Here is a 21,090-nt window from a genome sequence, read left to right as displayed (position 1 = left end):
ATAAAATTTTAATTCATAAATAGCCTGCATTCCCTATACGGAATTAGCTTGGTAACAAAAATTATTGAATTAAATCTCCTACCTCCCAAACATCAGCACTGGTAACAATTAAGCCCACATCATCACGATAAGCTGCACTGTTTTGTAATATGGGAATCTCGCCATGAATTAGTTCTATCGCTCCTCCTGTATATAACTGGGTATATTCTCTGGTCCGGACAGCAACAAGATATGGCTGCAGCTTTCTAAGCAAAATACCTGGGAATTCAGTGTGCCTGAGTTGCTCCACCAGTTGGCGAGCCTCTGATTCCCTGGGCACGACAACACCGACCGTATCTTCCTCAATGAATTGGAAATCCTGTGCAACCTCCTTGAAAGGGAACAGCAGATCCTTATCAAGTCTTTTAGGATTCAATCGGTGCATGATCTGTTTTTTATCTAAGTCTTCTATGTCATAAAGCAGTTCAAAGTAGCGACGTATAGCCATGGTGCCTATCGGATCACAGCCCGGCATACTGCGCATGGTTTCTGCGGTTTTTGAAATGCATCGGTTGAGCCAGGGCATACGCGGCTTTTTTTCCGGCTCAAAAACAAAAACCTGGCCAAGGCCTGCCATCTTTCCTTCGCGATTACAACGGCCGGCTGCCTGGGCAATGGAATCCAAACCCGCAATGGCGCGAAAAACCACCGGAAAATCCAGGTCAACCCCCGCCTCCACAAGAGAAGTCGAAACCACGACGCATTTTTTATTTTCTTTCAAGCGTTTTTTTATTTTTTTTAGTACCTGTTTTCGATGCTGGGGGTACATATTCGTGGATAAATGAAAAACCCCAGCACCATCTTTATTCAGAAGATCGAATATTGCCCGGGCTTGGGCTTTGGTCGCCGCAATGCACAACGCCTGGCCCTCACAATTTATAAGCCCTGCAACTTCCTCATCCGTTTTTTTTCCCATAAAAGAAACATTGGTGCGTTTTAATTTTGAAAAAATCAAATCCGGATCATCAATTATCTCTTTCAGACTTGGCAAAGCAGAGCGCAAACTGCTTGTGTCATCAAAAGCCGGCTGAGTCGCAGTGCATAAAACAATGGTGCAGCCGTAGTGATTGACCAATTCCCGAAGAACTGCAAGACAGGGTTCCAGATAATCGGTTGGGACTGCCTGGGCTTCGTCCAGTACAATGACACTGCGGGTGATATTATGCAGTTTACGGCAACGAGATGACTTGTTACTGAAAAAAGACTCAAAAAATTGAACATTGGTGGTAACAATGATCGGGCTGTCCCAATTTTCAGTAGCCAGGCCGCGCCGCCGATTATATGCGGCTTCTTCCGATTCTTCCGATTCCTTGTAGTTGCAATGATGTTCAAGAACCGAATCCTGTCCAAAAATATTTTGAAAAACTCCCGCATTTTGTTCAATGATCGAGGTGAAAGGAATCGCATAAATGATCCTGTTCATTCCATGCCCAACTGCATGATCTAAAGCAAAACTCATGGATGACAGCGTTTTTCCGCCACCTGTCGGTACTGTGAGAGAAAAAAATTGGGGCGGTAATTTGGCTTTTTCTTTGCATTGCTTGAGTATTGTTTCCCGAAGCTCGTTTACATAAGTCGCCTGCGCTCCCGCAAGAAGGGCATCCATATAAGCGGTCATGTTTCGTTGGAGTTCTACTAAGTTTTTCCTTTCCTGGGAACAGGCCCGTTCCCTGGCAATTTCAGGACCGCAGAATTTTTCTGTATCTAAAAAATCTGCATCAACAAGGCATGAAAAAATCATTCGAGTGAAAAAGGAAAGAGAAAAACCACCGGTTTCCCTTGATATTTTAAAGGGGAAAGCCAGCTTTCCATCAAGACAAGGACTTAACACATCAAGCCTTTCAGCCTTTTGGGATTTGTTGTGTTTTAATCGGAAATGCAGCTGGGTTTCCTGTGCCCCGCCATCCGGGATTCCTCCATGGTGTCCGGCGATTGCATAGGATAAAAGCAGACCAAGATTACCACCGATTTCTTTAGCCAGGATAGCGCCAAATGTCGAATGGTCTACGCGTTCCGGGCTGCCTTCCAGTCTGCGTTGAAAAGCTGAGGTTGCTTTGCCGGCATCATGTAGCACTCCTGCACAATACCCCCATTTCTTAGCTCTGAAACTATCGGAGAAATAACCCGCCATATTGGCAACGTTTATCAAGTGAGTTTCCAATAGTTGCCATTCTTGTTTAGGCCTTTCATGTAAACTGTGGGCATAATATTTTATTTCCGTCTCCATGGCCTCCCCTTTGCAATAAAACATTTGATTCAAGTTACTTGTTAACACAATCAACCTAATTCAATGGATTAAATTTTCACAAGTTTTAGCGCCTCGGGTATGGCATGAATCTGTTTTATCTCTTGTCCGGCGGTTTCATCTTTTTGACGCCAGTTGTGCCAGGGTCCAGTTGCTTGACCGGCGGAGAGCGCGGATATTAATTCCGATGAATTTTAAGTCTTTGAGCATAAAATTATAAAAACCATATCATTTTTTGATGTCAACAAGAAGCTATATTATTGGAACCCCTTGGAATCTTTCAGGTCAAATAAAATGTCTGCCTTGACATGGCCTGGTGCATGGCCTAAAACCTAAACATATTTAGTGTTTGAACGCAAAGTCACCCATCTGCGGCGTTGCAGCAAAATTTTCATCCGGGCAATTTTAAGTCCAAACACGGGTTTTTGTTCTGGTACTATTTTGATAACCCCCTAACCCGCATAAGCAATATGGCAGCCCCAACAGATTTTCAAGTTCCTTCTGTGGTCCCCCGAAACCCCGGAAAATTCCCTGAAAGACACTGGTTCCGGGTCATTTTTTTAACATGTTTACTGGGCGTTTTTCTTGTGGCCGGACTGGTTGTGGCCGGTCTTTTTTTTATTGAGATCCGGTCTGCCCAGGCCTTTATTCAAAAGCAGGTCAACAAGGCGATTCCCGGAACCCTGTCATGGGAACAGCTCGCCTTACGGCTTAGAGAAGGCAAGGTTCAGATTTCCGGAGTTCACCTTAAAGATATTTCCGGCAAGGAACTCGCCGGCATCTCTTTGGTAGAGGCCGAGGTTGACTGGTCTGCTTTGACCTGTCAGAAAATTGAACTGGCCCGAATCCTGATTGATAAGCCGGTCCTTGATATCAGCATGTCGGAGCAGGGGAATATTGATATTTTATCAGCCCTGGTTTCTGATACCCGGTCCCCATCAGATACCAACGCTTTGGAACCTGCCAAATCCCCAGGGTTTGATTTCCGGGTCCGTGAATTCAAGGTGAACAAGGCACATATAAAAGTAACAGCCCCGCAATTCAATATAGATCTTCCGGATTTGTCCGTTGAGGTGACCGGGTTTAAGCTGGCAGACCTTTGTGCGTCGGCTAAAATGGCCCTGGCCGGAGGGCATCTGGGTTTTGGGGACATGGCGTTTTCCCTTGAATCCTTTGATATTCAGGCCCGTATTGACAAGGACAATATTTCAAATATCAATGTCAATGCCCGGATGCCGGGCATCGGATTCAATGCCAAAGGGTCTGTTGCAGGACTTTTGGGGACTATAACGCCGGATATCGCTGCTACCCTTGATATTGAAGCACCCTTGGCCACAAAGGCCCTGGGCCTGCCAGAGGACCTGGTCCGGGGAAAGGGCCGGGCCAATCTGACCATTAAAGGCAGTATTGATAATCCGGTTGCCGGGATTCAGTTCGAATCAGGCCAGGGCAGTATAAATAAAATTTCAGTATCAGGCATAACGCTTTATGCCGGGCTTGAAGACCGGCATCTGACCCTTAAAGAGTGCCGGGTTGATCTGCCGGCCGGAACCATTCCTTTTGGCGGCGATGTGGATCTGTCAAAAACCTTTCCACAGGGATTTACCAGCCCCATGGCCGGCCTGGATACCCTGGTCTATAACTTTTTTCTTAATTCGGACAGTCTGTCCCTGGATGCCCTTGAATTGGGAGAAAATACCCCAAAGGGGAAGGTTTCCGCCCGGGTCCGGGTCCATGGCCAGGGCGTAATGCCCGGACAGATGTCTGCCCGGGCAGATTTGGATGTTACGGCCCATGATCTGATCCTGCCCCGGATGTCCGGACCGGCAAAGGTGCAGTTCAAGGCCGGTGCTGAACTGGAAAAAGAGATTCTGACGCTCACCAGCCTGACCCTGGACGGACCCGGCATGACCGGTACAGGCGCTTTTCGGCTGGATATGCCGGGGTTTGACCCCCGGACTATGACACTGGCCGGAAATCTGGACCTGGATGTGGCGGACATGTCCGTTCCCCTCGGGCTTGCGGGCCAGAAGGCTTTGGGCAGTGCCGGTGTCCATGCGTCTGTTAAGGGGGGATTCACAGAACCGGATCTGATCCTGGATATCAATGCCGGAAATCTTGCTTTAAACGGATTCCAGGCCGATAAGGTGCGTTGCAAGGCCCGGATGGACAAGGGGCTGCTCCGGGTTCAGGAACTGACTCTTAAACGCAACCAGGGGACGCTCAATGCCGGAGGGACCCTGGCTCTGGGCGAAAAAAATGGGCAAGATCATGCCCTTGATATATCCGTGGATTTTAATCAGCTTGAACTGGGCGAACTGGCACCGCACCTGGGTGCCAGGGGCGCTTTTTCCGGTAAAATGACCGGAACCGGGTCCCTGGAAAAGCCGAAAATCATGGTGTTGCTTTCAGGCCAGAATGCGGGCTTTGAAACCTATGCCCTGGGCAGCATCCAGGCCCGGCTTAAATTTGCCGACAACATTGTGACCTTTGGACAGGCCCGCATCCAGAAAAATAATGCGCACCTGGACATTACCGGGCAGATCAATGTGGCGGATAAGACCCTTGATGTCCGGGCCGTGATCCCGGAAACCGACCTTAAGGGTATTGATTCGGCTGCTGATGCAGCCCTTGCCTCGGGCAGGCTGGGTCTGGATATTTCCGCCAGGGGCAGTCTGCTTGCCCCGAATATTTCAGGGCGCATTAACGCCGTGGATCTGCGCCTTCCCAATGTTCCGGACATGGTGGCTGATGCCAGTGCCGCCATAGAGGTGCACGGGCCTTTGGACGACCCCGAAGCGTTGCAGGCATCTGTTCATGTCTCCCGGCTGGCACTGGTCAAACAGGAACAGATGTTGATCCGCATTGAACATGCCTCAGCCCTGCTCAAAGACGGCCGGTTCACGCTTGATCCGGTGCCGGTCCGGATCATGGACAAGGGCTGGCTTACCTTGTCGGCCAACGGCGATATCAAAGGGGATCTGACAGCCGATGCCCGGGGAAGCCTTCCCGGATCCATGCTGGTTCCCCTGGTAGACGGGATAAATGCCGCAGAAGGGGATGTTCTGATCTCGTTGCATGCCGGGGGCAAAGCCGCCTCTCCTGATTTTCGGGGCAGTATTGAGCTTTCAAACATGATCCTGGACCTGGAGGCTTTGGACGAGCCTTTGCAGAAAATCTGCGGCCAGATTGTACTGACTCCCGGGGCAGTTGACATCCGGAATGTTACGGCCAATCTCGGCGATGGTAAAATAACGCTGACCGGAAAGGCCGGGCTGAAAAACGGCATGCCGGATACGTTTAAACTGAACCTTGACGCTGATCAGGTTCCTGTGGATATACCCGACACCCTGGATATGACGTTGAACAGCCAGCTGACCTGGGCCGGTACCCTGGATAAATCCGCGATCACGGGCCAGGTAGACATCTTAGAAGGCACTTATTACAAGGATGTGGATTTAAGTCTGATGAGCATAGCGGCCCAGGCAACCCAAAAATCCCGCCCTAAAGTACGGGAACCCGGACCGGCATTTTTAAAACCCATTGAGCTCAATATTTATGTCACGCGCAGGGAAGCCATTGTCGTGGACAACAATCTGGCGTCCATGCACATCAGTCCCAATATCAGTATCAGGGGAACCGCGTATGCACCGTCCCTGGATGGCCGGGCCGTGGTGGATGAGGGAACGATTAATTTTCAGAAAGCTCAATTCGAAATCACCGAAGGGTCCATTGATTTTATCAACCCGTATAAAATCGAACCCGAGATTACCCTGATCGGTGAAACCACGATTTCATCCTATACCATTACCCTGTCAGTGACGGGCACACCGGATAACCTGGCACTTGAATTCTCTTCTGATCTTGCTGCCACGGATGCAGATATTCTTTCCCTGATTGCATTTGGCAAAACCACGGAGGAAATGGGCTCCGGGGACAGTTCCGGGGATTCGATGTCAGCAGCGGCCATTGCCAAAATGATGGTAGATTCTTTAAGTAAAAAAATCAAGGAGACCACGGGGTTAAGCGACGTCAGTATCAGCATGGATAATCAGAATGGCGAAACCGGTGTAAATGTCAGTTTAGGCGCAGATCTTTCCCGGCAGCTCAGTGTCTCCTACGGCATAGGTATCAGTGCCGGACAGACTGTGCAGACGGTGACTACCTACTACAAGCTTCTGGAACATCTTATGCTAAGCAGTTTTCGGAATACCAGCGGTAAGTTGGGCGGTGAACTTAAATACAGGCTGGAGTTCAGATAAAGATGCGATTTTACATTTTTGTTATTTTTGTGGCCTGTATTCTTTTAAATGTTGCTGCACCTGTGTCTGCGGCAGATGCCGGCAAAGTGGCAGCTATCAATATCTTAGTGAACTGTCCTCCTGAAGAACAGGCCCTCTGGCGCTCCATTGCCTCAAGTTTTATCCCCGTAAAAGTGGGGGATGCGTATTCCATCGAAGTCATGATGACTGCTGTCGAAGCATTGACCCAGGCCCAGTTTTTTGAATTCATCCATGTACCTGATCCTGAAAAGACAGAACGTGGTATGGTACTCTCCTTTGAGGTGACCCCGTTTTGCCGGGTACAGGAGATTCATATTAAAAATGCGTTTCCCGTGTTTGAGCAGGAAGTGCTGAACACAATGAGCATAAAGGCCGGTGGCGTTTATCAGGAACAGAAAATGGCAGACCAGGCCCGGCAGGTGGAAACACTTTTCAAACGCCAGGGGTTTTATGCGCCAAAGGTTAATGTATCTGTTGTGAAACATGGCAATGGCTGCATTATTGAGGTGGATATTGACAAGGGCCCTTTTCATAATATCCGCAAGGTTAAGTTTACAGGCAATGAACATATTGGCCAGGGCCGTCTTAAGTTTGAGACCGGAACCTGGCGCAAATCTCTTTTGCCGTGGCATGGAAATCGATTTACAGACAAAGATTTGAAGGATGATATCAAGAAAATTACGCAATTTTACCGGGAAAAAGGGTATGCAGATGTTCAGGTGACAGCAAAAACTTTGCCGGTTAACGGTAGTGACGCCGTGGATGTCATTTTCACCATTGATGAAGGCCCGCTGTACAACATTGATATTCATGGCAATGAGGTGCTGTACAAATGGGCTTTGAAGAAAGAACTTTTGCTTAAAGAAGACGGGAATAAAAACAATTTTTCCCTGAAAAAAAGCATGCGCAATATCAGGAAACGGTATGAAGCAAAAGGTTTTCCCGATGTAAAAGTGAAAGAGGAAAAAAAAGACGGGAAAGATGATTCCCAAAGCCCGGGGGTGCGGCAGGTCAATATCGTTATAGACGAAGGGGTGAAGTACAGGGTATCTGAACTTAAAATCAGCGGTGCAGACACCCTGGCCTTAAAAGCGCTTAAAAAAAATATTCTGACCCGGAAAAATGGCGGTTTCAGCGAGACAGAACTGGACAATGACCTCAAGGCGGTTAAGGCATTGTATGTTACCAAGGGGTTTTCAAAAATTAAGGTGAATAAAAAAGTTAAGATCAGTGATGCGCCGGATAAGAAGGAAAAACAGGTGGACGTTGAGATCATCATCAAGGAAGGCCCCAGAACAAAGATTGAACAGGTGGACATCCAGGGGCTTTCCGCTATTCCTTTGGACAAGGCACTTGATGTCATGACCCTGAAAAAGGGGCTCTGGTATGACAGCACCCGGATTGATGACGATGTTTCAGCACTTCAGCAGGCCGTATCCGAAAAGGGCTATCCCCATGTCCGGGTGACATTGAATTCCAGGTTTTCCAAGGACAGTACCCGGATCCAGATCACCTATCATGTGGACCAGGGGCCCAGGGTGATGGTGGGCAATATTTTTTATACCGGGAACCTGCGGCTGAAGCAGAAAGAACTTGAAGAGGAGATGGAGATCGCCCCGAAAGATCCGTTTTCCATGCGCAAGATTGTGGACTCCCGCAGAAACATCCAGGACCTTAATGCCGTGGATACCGTCAGAATCCAAACTGCAGGCCTTAAAAACCGGCAGCCCGAGGTTGACCTGATTGTGGAGATATCCGAGAAAAAACCCTATTATGTGGAACTGGCCGGCGGATATGACACCTCCCGGCACCTGTACATGGAAACCGGCATCGGGGATAAGGATTTTTGGGGCCATAACCTGAATGCCCAAGCCGGTCTTGAGCTGAGCCAGGTGGGTTACGGCATGAATGTTTCGTTAACTGAACCCAGATTTTTTTCTACCCGCTTCATCTCCACAAGCAAGGCTTATACAGAGAAAACCGAGGCGTTCAACAAGGATTACGGCATCAAAACCTATGGCCTGTCCCAGACGTTTCTGCGCAATTTTAACAATAAAAAGACCTGCCTTTCCCTGGGAGGGGGCTATGAATACCGGGACCAGTATTTAAGGGTGGACCGCAAGCTTGGGAATGATGAGGTTGACGATTATGGGATTCGATATATCGGCCAGATCAATACAGGTCTTACCTGGCATACCACAGATTCCTTGGTCCATCCCCGAAACGGGTTGTTTGCATCGGCAACCTTTGATGTGTTCAAAGGCACTGCTTCCAGTCTGGATGATTTTTACAAATACGGCCTGGAGCTGCGGTATTATTTACCGGTCACCGACGACCTGGTTATCGCCATGCGCGGCCGCTACGGAGCCATGCAGACTTACGGAGGCAATACCCATATTTCCGATGACCAGCTCTATTTTCTGGGTGGCGCGGCAACCGTGAGAGGGTTTGATGAAAACATGCTGCAGTCTGATGACGACAACAAGGCCGTGGGGGGACGGTCCATGATGCTGGGTTCTGTGGAAGCCCGGTACGATCTGGGTGCAAGTTATGAGTTTGCCCTGTTTTTTGACACCGGTGCCTTAACCGAAATCCAGAAACCGGACATCTCGGAATCATTCAGGAGCAGTGCCGGTATTGGTCTGCGCCGTCAGACACCGGTGGGGCCCATCAGTTTTCTGTACGGCTGGAAATTGGATCCCCGTCCAGGGGAAAGTAAGGGGTGTTTTTATTTTTCCATGGGCTACACTTTTTAATTTAAGCTTTTTATCCTTGCGGACAGAGCCAAAATTATCTTAAAATAGACCATTTAAACATTTAAAAATGTACAAACTAAGGAATGGTAGATGAAACTTATCGTGGGCTACAAAAGTGGCACAACCCAGGCGGAAAATCTTCTTGAACTTGCATTGAAAAGGGCACAACTTTTTAATGCAACGGTATCCATCGTTACCATAATGGCCGAGGGTATGGAAAAGGATCAGGAACGGATCACCAAGGCTGAAGCCGGTCTGGAAATGGCCAAAACCCATTTTGACAGAAAAAAAATTGCCTGCGAAACCCATTTATTGATTCGCGGCATTGATCCTGCGGATGATCTGGTTAATTTTGCCAAGGAAACCCAGGCATACGAAATCATTATCGGTGTGAAAAACAGGACCCGGGTGGGGAAACTGCTGCTTGGCTCCACAGCCCAGGCCCTGATTCTCAATGCGCCCTGTCCGGTGGTTTCCATGAAATAGCGTTTGAACGGCTCGTAGAGGCGATTTAGCTCCTCTACGAGCCGTCCAAGTCCGACACGAGTTTTTGTTCAGATTTGTTTCACAATCAGAAGATGCGGTATGATCTGCCGTTGTGGATGACTTGTTCTTTTGGGGTTTTAAATTGTAACTATTTATTCTGCTCTTCCGCCCTTAAATCTTTCCTCAGAACTTTACCTACATTGGATTTCGGCAGCTGGTCTCTGAACTCCACGACCACAGGCAATTTGTACTTGGCAAGCTTGGTGCCGCAATAGTCAATGACTTCCTTCTCTGTCATGGTTTCTCCCTGCTTGAGGATGACAAACGCTTTGACTGCTTCACCGCGTGTGGGATGGGGAATACCAACGGCACAGGCTTCAAGAATTTTGGGATGCTCAAACAGCACTTCATCAATATCCCTGGGGTAGACATTGTAACCGCCGGAGAGAATCATATCCTTTATGCGGTCAACAATATAAAAATAGCCGTTTTCGTCCATTCTGGCAACGTCCCCCGTACACAGAAAACCGTCTTCTGTGATGGTTTGGGCTGTGGCATCGGGCCGGTTCAGATAGCCTTTCATAATCTGGGGGCCCTTGATAAGAAGCTCACCAGGCTCTCCTATGGGCATCTCCTTAGTATTGTCTTCAAGGTCCACAATTTTGCAAACCGTGTCAGATATGGGCAGCCCGATACTGCCCACAACCCGTTTTCCGTCGAAGGGGTTGATATGGGTGACCGGTGTGGATTCGGTCAGGCCGAAGCCTTCCACGATAACGCCGCCGGTTTTTTTCTGAAAAGTATTGATTACATCCACCGGGAGGGGGGCGGATCCGGAAAAACAGCCCTTTATTGAACTTAGATCAGTCTTTTCCATATTCGGGTGATTCAGCATGCCGATGTACATGGTGGGCACCAGGGGCGCAAAGGATGCTTTGAATTTGGAGATGGCTTCCAGAAGCGGCCCGGGCTGGGGTTTGGGTACCAGTACGTTTCCCCACCCCATTTTGATGGCAAAGTTCATGGATGTGGACATGCCAAATACATGGAAAAAGGGAAGGGCGCCCAGTATGGTTTCCTTGTCTTTCTCCAACGCGGGGAACCAGGCTTCAAGCTGCTGGACCTGGTAAGAGATATTTTTGTGGGTGAGCATCACGCCCTTGGAAATACCAGTGGTGCCGCCGGTATACTGGTACATGGCCACATCGTCCATGCTGACATTTTCCTGACAGGTGTCCGGGGCATATTGGGCAATAATATCCTTGAATTTATACAGATTGGGTGCAGGGGCGACATCTTTGGCCAGGCCTTTCTTTTTTGCCACCAAGGGGAAAAGCAGGCGTTTGACAAAAGGAAGGTAATCGCCGATGGACGTATACACAATGGTCGTAATGTCTGTTTTTTCCCGCAGTTTTACCATGCGGTCCGCTAAAAGGTCCAGGGTGATCAGAAATGTGGCGCCTGAGTCCGTGAACTGGTGCTCAAGTTCCCTGTCTGCGTAAAGCGGATTATTAAATACAACAATGCCGCCAATTTTTAAGGTTGCATAATAGGCCACCACGCAGGGGATGACATTGGGCAGCAGAATGGCCACTTTGTCCCCTTTTTTTATATCAAACCCCTTCAGGGCTGCGGCAAATCTGCAAACCATGTCATTGAGCTGCGTAAAGGTCAAGGTGTAGCCCTGGAAGATCAGGGCCGGATTATCAGGGACGGCTTTCACCGATCGCTCAAGGTACTGGGGGATCAGGACATCTTCAAAGTCAACATGCAAGGGAACGCCTTGGGCGTAAGATTGTGTCCAGATTTTTTTTCCATAAACGCTCGAGTCAGACAATACTTTCTCCTTAACTATATGCCAGATTGGCGGTAAAAAATTCAGTCCAGCAAAGAGCCTGAACTGCCGCGCCGGGAAGATATACTCAGACCAATAACCCAGCCAAGGAGAAGCACGCCTACACCGGCCAGAAACCATTTAATCATGTCGGTTCTAAACACGAACCCATCATTCGCCTCTTGCTGGGCAAGCGTGGCGGACAAAGATGCGTTCCGGGTTTTCAGGCGCTTGTTTTCCTCTAAAATGACAGTTACATTGCCCGAGGCGGTCTTAAGCACAGTGTATTGTGATTTTAAGGTTTCAAGGTCTTGGGTCAGGGCCTGGTTTTCTTTTTTAAGCTGTTCCATGGCCGCCTGGTTTGCGGCCATGTCTGTATTTTGATCCGTATCCATGCGGGCAGTACCTGATGGGCTTTGGCCTGCCTGTTCCGTCAATATCCTGATTTTGTCTTCAAGGACGGCATTTTCTTTTTTTAACCGGTCTATAAGTATTGATTTGGGCGGATCTGTTACAATATAGTTTTTGTCCACCCACCCCTGTTCCCCGGATGAAAGTTCCACCTTCAGGTAGCCGTTTTTTTCTTCAATTACGGTTAAAGGGGTATCGCTTTTTAACGTGGAGATCACAGGGTAGCCAGGGCCTGGACCCTGCCTGAATGTGAGAATGAGTATATCAGAGACATAAGCGGTCTGGGCATGACACAACGCTGTGGCCCCGACAACAATTAGCACAACCGCATAAATCCGTGGAAATAGTTTCATCATTATTTATTGCCTCCTTAACAGTTTTTAGTTAATTACCAGTCCTTCCCTGTTTTTACAACACCCGGCATGTAAAAAAAACTTGCCAAACCGCGTGGAACATGGGATCAATCAGTACTTTCTGATTGGTTCAATAATTACAGTCTATGGTTGGCGTATGAGTCCGGACTTGTTTAGTAAATTGTGTATTGCCAATATCCTTAACGGGGTGTCTGACGGGTTGCGCAGGTATTCCAATCCAAGCCGCGTTGCCCTGCTGTTTGCACCGGGGCCGGATGATCCTGTTCAGGTCTTTGACCCCCAGGATCTTTTGTTCGGGCATGAAACCGTGCTCAATGAAGTTTTTCTTGTTCACGGGGAACACTGGCGGCAGCATATTTTGTCGCAGATTAAGGGTCAACCCAAAGGCTATTTGATTCCCCTGGAAAATCTGGGATTGTCAGGACTTATTTCATTTGCAGGGGCCAGCAGTGACTTTTTTTACCAGATCTGGTTTACCGAACACCATCCTGACATGTGTTCCATCAAACCGACTGAGAAATGGCTGGAACAGGCGGCGACCCTGCTTGCCCATGATTACACCTCGTGCAATCCACCCATCAACTGTTCGGATTATGTGCTTAAAAATTACGCACTCCAAGCCATAGCCGATTATATGGTGGATGAGCGCAACAGTCATCTGGGCTATGATACTAAAATTCAGATTCCAACGCTTCTTGACCATATTCTTTCCATCTCAAAAACCAAGGAAGAGGGGGCCTGGGCAAGGGGGTATCTTTTTTTTACGGACCCGGTAAATATAGACGCCATTGATTTTCTGACCATGTTTCAGCGTAATGAAAGGCCGGTAATTTCAAATATCAAACACACCAGAAAACTGCTTGTCAGTGTGGAAGGGTCAAATCGTAAACTGGTTTCCGACGGCAATTATGTTGTGGGCATCACAATAGCCACTGCACCCGAATATGCCATTGTTGCGGATTTCAGGGGCGATCATGGCTTTTTGCGTATGGGTACCCAGAAGGTGGCGTCATTTTGTGACGGCAATTTTTATTCCACCACCCGGAAAAATAAGCTGGTGGAGCTGGAAGAATTGCTTTTGGATTCACAGCTTGATATCGAAGCTGCCGGTACCTTGTTTGGTGTCGTTTCCGGATTGATCCACAAGGCTGGACATTCACATTACGGCAGCACCATGGTGATTGACCTGAACGATGAACCTCTGGTGCTGTCCGGCCATGTGCTGGATCCTCCTTTAAGTCTTCTGGATTCTGATAAATATCAACTGGCCGCGGCATTCATGCGCATTGACGGTGCTGTTCAAATAACACCGGATGCCAAAATCCGCGGATTCGGCTGTCTTCTGGACGGGCAGTCCGTTACCTGGGAAAACATGGCACGGGGTGCCAGGTACAATTCCGCATTGAGATTTTCCGCCACAACATCAAAAGTGATTGTGATCGTCGTTTCTGCTGACAGACCGATCTCAATCATATTTAATGGTATTGAATTGAACGGCATATCCAGGTGGAAACCCGTTTACCAGTACATGCCCGAAATATTCACCCTTGAACAGCATTTGCAGGGCGTACAGATATGATGATCTGTTATAATTCAAGTATAGGCATTTCCTAAAACCTAACACCTAACACTTAAAACCTAACAACCCACCCAAAGGGCAATAATTCAATTTATGATTCAATTTGATTTTCAATCCCTAGCAGATCTGGCCGGCCAGCGTCTGATGCTTGGATTTAACGGCCACACCCTTAATACAGAATTAAAGCATCTGATAACGGAATACAGGGCCGGGGGAATTATCCTGTTCCGGTCCAATATTGACTCTGCGGACCAGTTGCGCCGTTTGTGCATGGATGCCCGGAAATATGCTTTGGACCAAGGCTTGCCGGATCTGTTTGTTGCTGTGGACCAGGAAGGCGGGCAGGTGGCAAGACTGCGCAAACCCTTTACCGAATTTCCCGGCAATCCCCATATGAAAACCCTTGAAGACGCCCGGGAGTTTGCCCGGATTACAGCAGCAGAACTATCTGGCATGGGCATTAACATGAACATGGCTCCGGTCATGGATGTGGCTCCGCCGGATATGGATTCTATCATGAAAGACCGGGTGTTTAAAGGCGATGCAAACCGTGTGTCCCAACTGGGCACTGCGGTGATCCAGGGGCTTCAAAAGGCTGGTGTCATGGCTGTGGCCAAACATTTTCCAGGCATTGGCAGGACAGTAAAGGATTCCCATTTTTTTCTGCCTGAACTGGATGCGGAACTGTCCGATATGAAACAGACCGATCTGGTCCCTTTTGAAGCCGCAAAACAAGCACAGGTTTCAGGGATTATGCTCTCACATATCTTGTACCCCAAACTGGATCCGGACTGGCAGGCCAGTTTGTCAAAGACCATTGCATACGATCTTCTGCGACAGGATATGGGATACCAGGGCCTTGTCATGACCGACGATCTTGACATGAAGGCCATCAGCCATGATATGGATACCTGTATTCACAGGATTATGACTGCACAAATCGACATGGTGCTTGTCTGCCACGCCGGACCCAATATTACCGAAGCCAGAGAGGCTGTGATGCGATATCTTGAAAAGGACAGGGAACTGTTTGAATCAGGCCACACCTGTGTGAAAAGGATTTTAGCGGCAAAGGAAAAATTTCTTGTTCGATACTGAGGCAAAGAAACCCGGATGCAAGGCGCATGCAGGGGGGACTTTGCGTTTAAACAAGTTTAAACAATAGGAACCACGGATTTTACCCGGGAATAGACATCATCTCCAAGGCCGCATACCTGGTTGTTCCGGATCATTTCCCAGCCCCTGGCTGCAATCATGGCAGCATTATCTCCACATAGAGACAAAGGGGGGGAGAATACTTTGATTTTATATCGTGCGGCGCTTTGAGCAAGGATTGTCACAAATGTCTGGTTGGCGGAGACCCCGCCTGCAATGCCAATGCTGGAACAGTTTCTATCCCTGGCCGCAGCAATCAGTTTAGTGGATAGCACATCAATGACAGCCATCTGGAATCCGGCTGCCACATGGGCAGGCTGAATTCCACTCATATTCGATTCCATATCCGATCTCATATCGGGGTTTTCATGAAGGTGCCGGGCCACCGCAGATTTAAGTCCGCTGAAGCTGAAGTCAAAGTTGTCTTTTCCAAGCATACTCCTGGGGAATTTGATTTTTTCAGGATCCCCTTTTTTTGCCAGGGCCTCAATGGCAGGCCCGCCCGGATAGCTTAACCCCATCATTTTGGCCACCTTGTCAAAGGCTTCTCCTGCCGCATCATCCCGGGTCTGGCCCATAAGGGTGAATGTGCCGGGTCCTTCTACATGATAGATATTGGTGTGCCCGCCTGATACCACAAGGCAAATGAACGGGAACCTGGGGGGATTGTCCAAAAGCTGTAAAGAGCAGATATGGGCTTCAAGATGGTCAACGCCGGCCAGGGGCAGATTTCGTGCCCAGGCCAGGGCTTTGGCATAGGAAAAGCCCACCAGAAGTGCGCCAATCAGTCCGGGACCCTGGGTGGCGGCAATGCCGTCAATGTCATCTAAGCTGACACCGGCTTGGTCCAGGGCCTGGTCTATCACCGGGTCTATGGCCTCAAGATGCATACGCGATGCAAGTTCAGGCACCACACCGCCGTAGATGGCATGGGTGGACACCTGGGAGGAGACAACAGAAGAGCGAATGCGCACACCGTCTTCCACGACTGCCGCTGCAGTTTCGTCGCAGGAGGATTCAATTCCGAGAATGCGCATGGTTTATTTTCCGGAAGGGTAATCAGACATACTGGGTCTGGTTCTCGTTGTTTTTCCTTTCCAGGATTTCACCTATAAAATACGCATTTTCTTCCATGGCCCCCAGTCTGTCCATGACTTCCTGGGCGGATTTTTCAGGAACCACCACCACCATGCCGATGCCGTTGTTAAAGGTTCTGTGCATGTCATGGTCAGGCACATTGCCTTCCCGCTGGATGATGTTGAATATGGGGGAAATCTGCCATGATCCTTTGTGGATGACAGCCTTGCATGCCTGGGGAATGACCCGGATGATGTTTTCATCTATGCCGCCGCCTGTGATGTGAACCAGGCCGTGTACAGGCAGGTCGCGCAGCAGGCTTAGAATGCTGGATACATAGATGATGGTGGGTTTGAGCAGTTCTTCTCCAAGGGTGGTGTCCAGATCGGCCAGCTTGGTATTGACGTCATACCCGCATTTGTCAAAAAAAACCTTGCGCACTAAAGAGAATCCATTGGAATGGACACCTGAAGAGGCAATGCCGATCAGTTTGTGCCCCGGACGGATATATGAGCCGTCAATGATTTTGTCATTGTCAACGATGCCGACACTAAAGCCGGACAGATCATATTCACCTTCCTGGTACATGCCGGGCATTTCAGCGGTTTCTCCGCCGATCAGGGCACAGCCGGCCTGGGTGCAGCCTTTGGCAATACCTTCAATGATTTTTTCAGCCACGCTGTTGTCCAGTTTGCCCATGGCAAGATAATCCAGGAAAAATAAGGGCTTGGCCCCCTGGACAATGATGTCGTTGACGCACATGGCCACAAGGTCTATGCCTATAGTGTCGTGTTTGTCCATCTGGAATGCGATTTTCAGCTTGGTACCTACCCCGTCTGTGGAACTGACCAGTACCGGGTTGGAAATATTGGCCAGGTTCAGGGAAAAAAGTCCGCCGAAACCACCGATTTCGCCCATTACACCGGCCCGTGGGGTGGATTTGGCAATGTCTTTTATCCGGCCTACCAGCCGGGTGGCTTTGTCAATATCAACGCCGGAATCCGCATATGTCAAAGAGTCATTCATCTTATCTCACCTATGGCATCCTAAAAGTTCTATAAAACACCTTTAAAATTGCTAATCATACGCCCAAAGCCTGTAAAAAGTCAAAAGCTTTTTGACAAGGGATGCCTGGATGAAGTATTAAGTGGTGATTTTAAACACAGGACTATTTTGGAGCAAATATCTTCATGAAAACAATCCATATCGGCTTACTTGGATTCGGTGTCGTCGGGGCAGGCGTGGCAAAATTGCTCAAGGGGAAAAAAGAACTGCTTGAGTCCCGGATCGGTGCCTGTCTGAATCTTAAAACCATTGCTGACCTTGATATCACAACGGACAGGGGGGTTGATTTAACAGGTACTCAATTAACAACCGATGCCGCATCGGTTATTAATGACCCCGACATTAACATTATTGTGGAGCTTATCGGCGGGGAAACCGTAGCCAAAAATTTTATTTTTAAAACCCTTGAAAATAAAAAGCATGTGGTGACTGCCAATAAGGCGCTTTTGGCAGGGTTTGGCAATGAGCTGGTCAGCCTTGCCGGAAAGAATCAGGTTGATTTGGCATTTGAAGCGTCCTGCGGGGGATGCATGCCTGTCATAAAAAGCCTGAGAGAATCCTTGGTCGCCAATGACATTCATGTCATGTGCGGAATTCTCAACGGGACCTGCAATTATATCCTGAGCAAGATGACCCGGGATGGCTCCGGGTTTGCCGATGCCTTAAAAAAGGCGCAGGAGCTGGGTTTTGCCGAGGCTGAACCATCCCTGGATGTGGACGGATATGATACGGCCCATAAACTTGCCATCTTAAATGCCCTGGCCCATGGTATGAAAATCAACCTTGATGATATCCATGTGGAAGGTATCCGGAACATAGGTCCGGCAGATATCGGGTTTGCAAGGGAATTTGGCTATACCATTAAATTGCTTGCCATCGGGAAAAAACATGAGAACCATGTTGAAGCCCGGGTACATCCCACCATGATTCCCTGCTCCAATCCTTTGTCCCATGTGGATCATTCCATGAATGCCATTGCCATTGATGCAGACGCCACAGGACGGACCATGCTTTACGGCCACGGGGCAGGGATGATGCCCACAGCCTCGGCTGTTCTTTCGGATATAGCCGACATAGCAAGAAATATCATTTCCGGCACCCGGCGCAGGGTCCCCACTTTGGGCTATCCCGAGGAAAATATTCAAAAGATACCTATTCTGCCCATGGCCCAGTTGTCCACCCGGTATTATCTGCGCTTTGAGGCCCAGGATCATCCAGGGGTTCTGTCCACCATTTCAGGAATTTTGGGTGAAAACGATATCAGTATCAAATCGGTTCATCAAAAAGGACGCAATACCAATGGCCAGGTGCCCATTGTCATGCTGACTCACCTGGCCAGGGAAAGCAGGGTTCAGACCGCCCTTACCAGAATTGTTCAAACCGACTGCGTGGTGGGGCAACCCGTTATTATCCGCATTGAAGATGATGACACGGAGTAGGGTTCAGTCGTTTTTTAGTATTCATATCCCGGTATCCGGGGTAAAGATTCCAGCATAATATAGAATAACAAGACAGAATAAACAAAACAAAAAGGGCTAACGGAATGAAAATACTTGTTGCAGATCTGGAAGGGGTTTTTTTGCCTGAAATCTGGATCAATGTAGCGAAAAAAACCGGGATTGAGGAACTTAAACTGACCACCCGGGATATCAGCGATTATGATGTGCTTATGACCAAGCGCCTGTCCATACTTGATGAACATCATCTGACACTTAAGGATATACAGGGCGTCATTGCAGGCCTGGAACCCCTTGACGGCGCAAAGCAGATGCTGGACTGGATCCGGAAGCAGACCCAGATCATTATCCTGTCCGACACCTTTGAAGAGTTTGCAGGGCCGCTTATGGAAAAACTGGGATTTCCTGCGCTCCTTTGTCATAATCTGACTGTGGACGCAACAAACCGGATCACCGGATACAATCTGAGAATCGATAATCAGAAAGCCCGGGCCGTTAACGCCCTTCAAGGCCTGAACTATCATGTTATTGCATTTGGAGATTCCTACAACGATACCGGTATGATCCTGGCGGCAGACCAGGGTTTTTTCTTTAAGCCCCCTGATTCCATTACCGAGGATTTTCCTGACATCCCCATTACCCGCTCCTATGATGAGCTTAAAGTTATGCTTACTAATCTTCTGGCAAACTGAATGATAAACATTGATACATTTAAAGACCTGCAGGTGCTTGTCATCGGAGACCTAATGCTTGATGAGTACCTGTGGGGACGGGTTGACAGGATTTCACCGGAGGCGCCTGTGCCTGTGGTGGCCGTGGAAAGGGAAAGCCATACGCTGGGCGGGGCCGGCAATGTTATAAATAACCTTTCAGCCATGGGGGCAAAGGTCTTTGCCATGGGTACTGTGGGCAGGGGGCCGGCCGGGCGTAATGTTTTAAAAAAGCTTGAAGCGTTGAACGTTGATGTCACAGGGGTGATCAGTGAGCCGGACCGTCCCACAACACGAAAAACCAGAATCATTGCAGCCAGTCAGCAGATGCTTCGCATCGACAGGGAAGTCAGGCACCGGATAACTCCCCATACCCTTGACGCGCTAACCAGGATTATTGCCGGCTGCATAGACAAAATGGATCTTGTTATAATTTCAGATTATGATAAAGGTCTTGTAACCTGTGAGATTGTCGCCCGTATTGTTGAACTGGCAAAGAAATCAGGTGTGATAACCCTGGCAGATCCCAAGTCCATGGATTTTTCCAAATACATGGGGGTAACTGTTTTGACCCCTAATAAAAAAGAAGCTGCAATTGCCGCCGGTATGCAGATTCAAACTTCCGAAGAGATGGAAAAGGCTGCAGCAAAGATCATGGCCCTGGCCGGACTTGAAAAACTTCTTATTACCTGCGGAAAGGCTGGTATGGCTCTCTATGAAACCGGAAAACCGGCTGTCGCCATTGCATCCAAAGCAAGGCAGGTCTTTGACGTGTCCGGAGCCGGAGATACAGTTATCTCTCTTTTAGGTCTGGGACTGGCATCTGGTGCTACGTTTGAAGCGGCTGCCGGATTAGCCAATTTGGCGGCAGGTATTGTTGTGGCCAAGGTCGGAACGGCAACCGCTTCAATTGATGAACTAAAACAATGTATTATGAAAAATATTTGAATTCGATGAAAATTTAACTTGACTCGAAAGCCCCTTTGATCTATATTCTTCGACGTTGTTGCGGGGTGGAGCAGTCTGGTAGCTCGTCGGGCTCATAACCCGAAGGTCATTGGTTCAAATCCTTTCCCCGCTACCAAATAAATCAAGGCTCTCGGCGGTTTCGCTGGGAGCCTTTGTTATTTCAGGCAAGACACTTCCAACCGTATTTCCAACCTTTGGTTATGAAATCAGGGTAAACGCTGGTAAATTATCTTCGATTCACTCCCCTAAAAATAGGGAGATCTCCCAGGAATCATCACGGATATGGTCAGCCGAAAATCCGGCCAAGCTCTTGCAGTCAATCATCCCAATAGCGAGGTGGTCTTTTTGCATCCAGGTGACAATAATTATTTCAGTAAGAGTGAAGATGATCCAATTTTTGATCATCTTTTGAGGCGGTTTTTTTAATCACAAGCAAGGTGAAGATGAAAGGGGGGCCACCTCAAATTTGAGGCCACCTATATTTCCGACTATTTCCCGGTTCGCAGTGCGCACTTATCCGCGCACTATTGTGCGCACAATCCATGCGCACTAAATCCAGTCTTTGTTAAAGATGATTCAGATCCTTTTTAAAGGTGGTTTCCCCGCACCTTTAACCGGTCTGGGATTCAGCTCAATTTTGAGCTGGCCTC

Annotated in this window: 13 protein-coding genes and 1 tRNA gene; 9 read left to right on the top strand and 5 right to left on the bottom strand. The window is 48.5% G+C overall.

Features of this window, described 5'->3' with window-relative positions:
* Positions 1–61 precede the first annotated feature (61 nt).
* Positions 62–2,266, bottom strand: a complete 2,205-nt coding sequence (gene cas3, locus Q366_RS17185) for a CRISPR-associated helicase Cas3' (RefSeq protein WP_156968213.1) — start codon at positions 2,264–2,266, stop codon at positions 62–64.
* Between the two features lie 605 nt (positions 2,267–2,871).
* On the opposite strand from cas3, the gene Q366_RS17180 reads away from it, so the two are divergent.
* The 3 genes from Q366_RS17180 (at position 2,872) to Q366_RS17170 (ending at position 9,809) form a co-directional block, all read left to right on the top strand.
* Positions 2,872–6,546 (top strand): translocation/assembly module TamB domain-containing protein, encoded by a 3,675-nt coding sequence (locus Q366_RS17180; RefSeq protein ID WP_245620000.1) that lies wholly within the window; start codon positions 2,872–2,874, stop codon positions 6,544–6,546.
* Positions 6,547–6,548: 2 nt separating this feature from the next.
* Positions 6,549–9,323, top strand: coding sequence for an outer membrane protein assembly factor BamA (gene bamA, locus Q366_RS17175; RefSeq protein ID WP_035241343.1), 2,775 nt, complete (start codon positions 6,549–6,551; stop codon positions 9,321–9,323).
* A 90-nt stretch (positions 9,324–9,413) separates the two neighbouring features.
* Entirely contained in the window at positions 9,414–9,809 is a 396-nt protein-coding gene (locus Q366_RS17170) for a universal stress protein (protein ID WP_035241341.1), read from the top strand.
* A 148-nt stretch (positions 9,810–9,957) separates the two neighbouring features.
* Here the strand turns inward: Q366_RS17170 and Q366_RS17165 are convergent, their stop codons facing one another.
* Entirely contained in the window at positions 9,958–11,646 is a 1,689-nt protein-coding gene (locus tag Q366_RS17165; RefSeq protein ID WP_035241337.1) for a long-chain-fatty-acid--CoA ligase, read from the bottom strand.
* 41 nt (positions 11,647–11,687) lie between these two features.
* The gene (locus tag Q366_RS17160) at positions 11,688–12,410 is read right to left on the bottom strand and encodes a TIGR04211 family SH3 domain-containing protein (RefSeq protein ID WP_035241334.1); all 723 of its coding nucleotides are present in this window, start codon (positions 12,408–12,410) and stop codon (positions 11,688–11,690) included.
* Positions 12,411–12,576: 166 nt separating this feature from the next.
* Here Q366_RS17160 and Q366_RS17155 point away from each other — a divergent pair, with 166 nt between their 5' ends.
* Entirely contained in the window at positions 12,577–14,007 is a 1,431-nt protein-coding gene (locus Q366_RS17155; protein ID WP_245619999.1) for a DNA integrity scanning protein DisA nucleotide-binding domain protein, read from the top strand.
* Between the two features lie 93 nt (positions 14,008–14,100).
* Entirely contained in the window at positions 14,101–15,105 is a 1,005-nt protein-coding gene (gene nagZ, locus Q366_RS17150; protein WP_035241328.1) for a beta-N-acetylhexosaminidase, read from the top strand.
* Between the two features lie 56 nt (positions 15,106–15,161).
* Here the strand turns inward: nagZ and tsaD are convergent, their stop codons facing one another.
* Positions 15,162–16,199, bottom strand: coding sequence for a tRNA (adenosine(37)-N6)-threonylcarbamoyltransferase complex transferase subunit TsaD (tsaD, locus tag Q366_RS17145; RefSeq protein WP_035241326.1), 1,038 nt, complete (start codon positions 16,197–16,199; stop codon positions 15,162–15,164).
* Between the two features lie 22 nt (positions 16,200–16,221).
* On the bottom strand, positions 16,222–17,265 hold the full coding sequence (gene purM, locus Q366_RS17140; protein WP_035241321.1) for a phosphoribosylformylglycinamidine cyclo-ligase: 1,044 nt from the start codon (positions 17,263–17,265) through the stop codon (positions 16,222–16,224).
* A gap of 164 nt (positions 17,266–17,429) precedes the next feature.
* Here purM and Q366_RS17135 point away from each other — a divergent pair, with 164 nt between their 5' ends.
* The 4 genes from Q366_RS17135 (at position 17,430) to Q366_RS17120 (ending at position 20,555) form a co-directional block, all read left to right on the top strand.
* A complete protein-coding gene (locus Q366_RS17135; protein ID WP_035241318.1) occupies positions 17,430–18,743 on the top strand; it encodes a homoserine dehydrogenase in 1,314 nt (437 codons plus the stop codon).
* Between the two features lie 104 nt (positions 18,744–18,847).
* Positions 18,848–19,453 carry a bifunctional phosphoserine phosphatase/homoserine phosphotransferase ThrH gene (thrH, locus tag Q366_RS17130; RefSeq protein WP_035241316.1) on the top strand — a complete coding sequence of 202 codons (606 nt, stop codon included), beginning with the start codon at positions 18,848–18,850 and terminating at the stop codon, positions 19,451–19,453.
* A complete protein-coding gene (gene rfaE1, locus Q366_RS17125) occupies positions 19,454–20,419 on the top strand; it encodes a D-glycero-beta-D-manno-heptose-7-phosphate kinase (RefSeq protein WP_035241313.1) in 966 nt (321 codons plus the stop codon).
* A gap of 59 nt (positions 20,420–20,478) precedes the next feature.
* Positions 20,479–20,555: transfer RNA gene (locus Q366_RS17120), tRNA-Met, on the top strand.
* Positions 20,556–21,090: the final 535 nt, after the last annotated feature.

The sequence above is a fragment of the Desulfobacter vibrioformis DSM 8776 genome (assembly GCF_000745975.1).
In the GTDB taxonomy this organism is placed as follows: Bacteria; Desulfobacterota; Desulfobacteria; order Desulfobacterales; family Desulfobacteraceae; genus Desulfobacter; species Desulfobacter vibrioformis.
This window is presented reverse-complemented; position numbering and strand designations above follow the sequence as displayed.

Bases quoted from the DNA above. Each gene is read 5' to 3' on its own strand.
- purM (WP_035241321.1), bottom strand. From the start codon at position 17,265: ATGAATGACTCTTTGACATATGCGGATTCCGGCGTTGATATTGACAAA.
- Q366_RS17160 (WP_035241334.1), bottom strand. From the start codon at position 12,410: ATGATGAAACTATTTCCACGGATTTATGCGGTTGTGCTAATTGTTGTC.
- thrH (WP_035241316.1), top strand. From the start codon at position 18,848: ATGAAAATACTTGTTGCAGATCTGGAAGGGGTTTTTTTGCCTGAAATC.
- tsaD (WP_035241326.1), bottom strand. From the start codon at position 16,199: ATGCGCATTCTCGGAATTGAATCCTCCTGCGACGAAACTGCAGCGGCA.
- Q366_RS17170 (WP_035241341.1), top strand. From the start codon at position 9,414: ATGAAACTTATCGTGGGCTACAAAAGTGGCACAACCCAGGCGGAAAAT.
- cas3 (WP_156968213.1), bottom strand. From the start codon at position 2,266: ATGGAGACGGAAATAAAATATTATGCCCACAGTTTACATGAAAGGCCT.
- Q366_RS17135 (WP_035241318.1), top strand. From the start codon at position 17,430: ATGAAAACAATCCATATCGGCTTACTTGGATTCGGTGTCGTCGGGGCA.
- bamA (WP_035241343.1), top strand. From the start codon at position 6,549: ATGCGATTTTACATTTTTGTTATTTTTGTGGCCTGTATTCTTTTAAAT.
- rfaE1 (WP_035241313.1), top strand. From the start codon at position 19,454: ATGATAAACATTGATACATTTAAAGACCTGCAGGTGCTTGTCATCGGA.
- nagZ (WP_035241328.1), top strand. From the start codon at position 14,101: ATGATTCAATTTGATTTTCAATCCCTAGCAGATCTGGCCGGCCAGCGT.